The sequence below is a fragment of the Dietzia cercidiphylli genome, from assembly GCF_014145145.1.
GTDB classification, from domain to species: Bacteria; Actinomycetota; Actinomycetes; order Mycobacteriales; family Mycobacteriaceae; genus Dietzia; species Dietzia natronolimnaea.
The window spans coordinates 1-4,860 of sequence record NZ_JAALEA010000248.1; the positions used below are offsets into that span (position 1 = coordinate 1).

Here is a 4,860-nt window from a genome sequence, read left to right on the forward strand (position 1 = left end):
ACTCCACCCGAAAGTTCCAACCCAACTCGTCCCGTCGCCGGAACCGAGTCCGCACGCTCCCGCGGCTGACGATGAGCACCTCCTCGCCGCCATCACCCGAACGGTTCAGCAACGTCCCGATCCGCTCAGCCATCAGAAGTCCCTCTCGCCCAGTCTGTGTATCAATACACCCTAGACCCGACGGGATGGCGTTTCATAAGTATCGAACTAGACCCTGTGACACAGCAGCGATCGTTGGCGGCGTTCCGTCCCGCACGGGTGTACCCCAATGAACCAGCGAGAGTCGGTGCGACGACCGGCCGTCGATGCAGGCGAAGCGAACAGACTGTGCGTTCAAACGCCGACCGGATAATGGAGACTACGGCTAACCGTTCATGTCGTACCCAGCGCCTATTCTCTCCTCGACCCTGAATGAAGAAGTGGACAGATGGCGATGATCCGTTAGCCTCGCCCAATCAAGCGACGGTACAAGTAAACTACAATATTGCAATCACGCATAGGCCATTCGAAGGAAAAAGAGTGAACAGCTACGATTCGCGATCGGTAATACTCTTTGGGGATCCCAGAATCCCGGGGACCTCCGGCACCTGGAGCGAGATAACCACCCTTTCCGAGGACAAGTACGAGGAGTACAGGAACTCCTTGTGGTCACTCGACTCACTGCTCCGAAGAAGCCACTTTCCTTACTTTCGGGCTGCATGCTTAGACTTTGTTAACCAAGTGGAAGATGCTGGTGAGCGCGTAGCCAACGGTTCGATACCGGGTTCTGGTGACGATTCTATCGAACTGCTCTCCTCTAAGTTTATAAGATCACTTCTTGCGATTTCCTCACTTATCAAGTTTGAGCAAGACAAGAGCCTTGAAAGAATTCAACGATCCCGGGGCGAGAACTCGGAAGAACATATTCGAGCGACGAAAGAATACAGTCGCCTCTACGATGAAAACTTTGGCTACCGCTTCCTAAGTCGACTCCGAAACATCATGCACCATGACACGATGGAGGTCATTCGATTTTCTGCCACCGCTAGCGCAACCCCATCGGGAAATATCGGCGTTTGCGAGGTACGTCTCGAGCGCTCTGCCTTCTTGGACAGCCAGAGAATTAACAGCAGCTTAAAGCGAGATCTGCGAGAGCTCGAAGACGACCCGCTCATAATAGAAATGGTCGTTCAATCTCTTCTTGGCTTGGCGGGACTGAATCGGTTCCTGCGACCATACGCATATCCCGATTTGAATCAGTACTGTTCGTCGATTCGCGAGTTCGAAGCCCTTTTTAAGGGAGCTCCAGGCTTACGGTGTCTCGCCGATGGACAAATAGCCCCCAGAGGGGATTCCTTCAGCATTCCAAATCACATGTCGGCATCGCCCGATGTATTGAGTTTCGCTCATGGACTAATCCCTGATCTTCCAAATATTCCGGAAATGGATTTACCTCGTTACGACCGACCTGAATACCTGACCTAGTCCACTCCCGTGGAACAGCACTTCGATTCTATTATCAACTTGGGTCGCGATTCGCGACAGGTTGCCTAAATACGGTGTCGCATTAGTTAATCCCTAGCGCGACACCCAACGAGCCCTCATGCGTTGGAAGATCGCGCAGCTCGAACCTTAACGGCGCTACGTGCCGGTGTCGTATTTACGAGTAGTGCAAATAATGAGCACACAACACGGTCATATGCGACACTTGCGGCGTGAAGATCGGATATGGGCGCGTGTCGACCGCGGAACAGAACGTCGAGACGCAACGAGAAGCCCTCATCACTCTCGGAGTCTCGCCCGAGAAAATCCATCTGGATCGAGGGGTGAGCGGTCGCCGGCGCGTACGGCCGGCGCTCGACCGCGCCCTGGGCGAGCTGCGGGACGGTGACGAGCTCGTAGTGACCAAGCTCGATCGGCTTGGACGCTCACTGCGCGATCTGCTCGACATCGCCGACGAGATCCGCGCCAAGGGCGCGGCCCTGACCGTCGGACGCGCGACATATGATCCCGCTGATCCCATGGGCGCGATGATGTTCCAGGTGCTTGGGATGACTGCCGAGTTCGAGGTCGCCATGAACCGCGAACACACACGCGAGGGCGTGGCCCGAGCGAAAGCCGAGGGCAAGTACAAGGGCCGACAGCACAAGCTCTCCCCCATCGAGGCCGAGAAGCTACGTCGGATGCACGCCTCCGGCGACTACACCGCCGCCGAACTCGGCCGGTACTTCGGCATACACCGCACCTCGGTGTATCGCTATCTGCCCAACACTTAGTGCGTGCTTCTTATCCGGCCATAGCGAAAGGTGGTCTCCGATTTCTCACTACATGCGCCCACCCCAGAGGCCGCGGCGCCGCCGGCAGCTCGCTGGTCATCACAACGACGTGAAACCGCCGAAGGAATCAAGCTCACCACCCCAAACCGGACCCACCTGGTGGGTACGCGACATCCTCATCGCAGGCATCGTAGGGATCATCGTCGGTGGCACCACTTCTTACTGGACTGTTGTCGCTCAGCAAAGAATCGACGACGCCCGAGCCGACCGAGAACTCCGCGCCGCCAATCTCACGTTCGTCCGCGAGCGATCATCGACCGACCCGCTCCTTCCCCGCCCCTTCACTTGGCTTGACCTCCGGGACCAATACCTGGGCGGTCTTGATCTGCGAAACGCAGATTTCTATGGGGCCGACTTGTCCGGTGCCAGTCTGAACGGTGCGGATCTCGCAGGCTCGTCCATGCATAATGTGAACCTGAGCGGCGCATTCATCAGAGGTGCGACCCTCGCCAGCGCGCGGATGGGTTCCGCCGACCTGCACGGCGCGGTCTTGAGAGAGGCCGATCTGAGCGGTGCCAACTTCTTTCGTGCCGACCTCAGCAACGCCGACCTTTACCAGGCGGATCTCTCAGATGCAGAACTGATTGGTGCGTCATTAGTAGGCGCTGACCTCCGAGGGGCCAACATGAGCGGCACAGATCTGCGTGATGCAGATCTGACCGGGGTGTGCTGGGAACACCCGAACCCACTTCCGACCCCTCCGGAGTGGAAGCTCCCCGACGCGCAGTGGCCTCATGGGTTCACCCCGCCGCCGTCCACTGACGCGAGCTGCAAACCTGGGTGAGGCGGGTATATCGCACTGGCTTCCGGAGCTCGTCAACAGAATATGGGAGTCAGACTGTCACGGATACGAAACCCCCTCAGCAACGAAGATCGCCTCAATTAGGGCTTGATTCGTTGCCTCGGCGATGCGTTCGCCTATTCCTTCGGCAGTGAGATCCAAAGCCCGCAGCGATTCACCGATCTTTGCTATGGCCAAGCAACGGCGAATGAGGTCTTTATGGGTCTGGGCGTAGCGAGCCAACGCCGACCATTTGGCTGAGGTGTCGGCGAGATCGAAGCGGTGAGGGTCGATGATGTCCATTACGAACTCGCTGTCGCCGTCGTCGTGCCAGAACAGGAAGTCGGGGTGCATCAGCTGGTGCTTGTCGCCGAACTCGTACGGGACCGCCAACGCGTGCTGTCCAGATGACGGGTTGCGGTACCAACCAACGAGTGTGCTCGAGTTGAGTTCGGCGTCGAGGACTTCTTTCTCCCACGAGGATCGAGAGGTGTCGACGGGGAACTTGCCAGCGTCGGGCTTACCCGACGGTATGACATAGAGATGCGATGGGTAGGTGCCAATTGGCTCCACCGTCGTGCCACGCACCCTCTCGGTCGCCGCCGGGTAAGCATCACGGGCCGTGACCGTAGTCGGCAGCATCGGCGCGTCACCTAGGTGCCACAGCGGTTCTATCTGGTTTCGGATATGGCGCGGTTTCGCCGACACCTTGGCGGAATGCTGGTGGCGCCAGCTGTCAATGAGGGCTGCTGCCTGCTCCTCGACCACCGTCTTGAACCCCAGGTCCGCCATTGCGGCCAATCGGGCAGAGGCGTCGAGGTCGTCCTCGCCCCGATCGCAGAGATCGTTGTAATACCAGTTAGCTGAGCCGTCCGGAAGAAGACGTTTCGCTTTCAGAAAGTAACCTTCTAGGTCGCGCTCGTTAGTCGGGGTGGCGGACTTGCCGACGCTCTGCATGATTGCTTCGCCATAGGCGACCATCGTGGTGCTGATGTTCAGCGACAGGATGTCTTCAACCTTGGCGTCGATTTCGCTGCTGCGCTGTCCGTCGGCAGCACGCATCTGGTCGACGATCCACTGCTTTGCCTTGACCGAACCCTGATTGATGAGACCGTGTTCGGTGAGCGTCGCGGCCAAGCGCATCAGCTGGGCGGTGCGCGAGCTGAACGATGCGCTCTGTCGAGTGTAGGACGGAACATTGTCGAGCAGATCGAACAACTCGGCGGGCACATCTGCCGACCTTGTGCACACGACGGGAGCGACCACTATGTCAACCTTTACGGTCTCCTCCTCAGTGAGGGCGTTGACGACGCGCGCGACATGCTCCGTGCGGAATCCGGGCAGGTACGCAGCAACCTCGTTGAGTCGGTCCTCCCCACTATCGACGCGCTTGGCCAGAGGCGTTCGGACTAACCGCCCAATGAGCTGGGCGATTTCGGTGTAGCTGTCCTTGTTCTGAAAGGAGATCATCACCTCGGCCCGCGGGCAGTCCCATCCGGTAGTCAGTGCGGACTTGAACAGCACTACCCGTGCCTGGTCGTCACCGGAGATAGCTTCGGGCGGTAGGTATCGGACGCTCTTGTCGCCAACTTTGTACTGGCCGTGGTCGCCAAACGCGTGAGCAAGGGCGTAGCCCGACAATGCAGGCCAGGTCGATTCCATTACTGCGAGAATCTCTGCTATTCGAGCCTCCTCTTTCGCTGGAGACAAACCTTGCTCGACCTGGACTACTAGCCCCGGTGATTCACGGGGATCTGCGGATCG

4 protein-coding genes are annotated in these 4,860 nt (G+C 58.4%); 3 read left to right on the forward strand and 1 reads right to left on the reverse strand.

Annotated features, from left to right (window positions below; all coding sequences use genetic code 11):
* The first annotated feature begins 411 nt into the window (after positions 1-411).
* The 3 genes from G6028_RS09555 to G6028_RS09565 all read left to right on the forward strand — a co-directional run bounded on the left by G6028_RS09555 (position 412) and on the right by G6028_RS09565 (position 3,099).
* Positions 412-1,464, forward strand: coding sequence for a hypothetical protein (locus tag G6028_RS09555; protein ID WP_182658729.1), 1,053 nt, complete (start codon positions 412-414; stop codon positions 1,462-1,464).
* A 230-nt stretch (positions 1,465-1,694) separates the two neighbouring features.
* Positions 1,695-2,255 (forward strand): recombinase family protein, encoded by a 561-nt coding sequence (locus G6028_RS17910; protein ID WP_182658730.1) that lies wholly within the window; start codon positions 1,695-1,697, stop codon positions 2,253-2,255.
* 109 nt (positions 2,256-2,364) lie between these two features.
* Positions 2,365-3,099 carry a pentapeptide repeat-containing protein gene (locus G6028_RS09565; RefSeq protein WP_182658731.1) on the forward strand — a complete coding sequence of 245 codons (735 nt, stop codon included), beginning with the start codon at positions 2,365-2,367 and terminating at the stop codon, positions 3,097-3,099.
* Between the two features lie 57 nt (positions 3,100-3,156).
* On the opposite strand, the gene G6028_RS09570 is transcribed toward G6028_RS09565, so the two are convergent.
* A partial coding sequence (locus G6028_RS09570; protein ID WP_182658732.1) for a phosphate ABC transporter permease occupies positions 3,157-4,860 on the reverse strand: 1,704 nt, incomplete at its 5' end.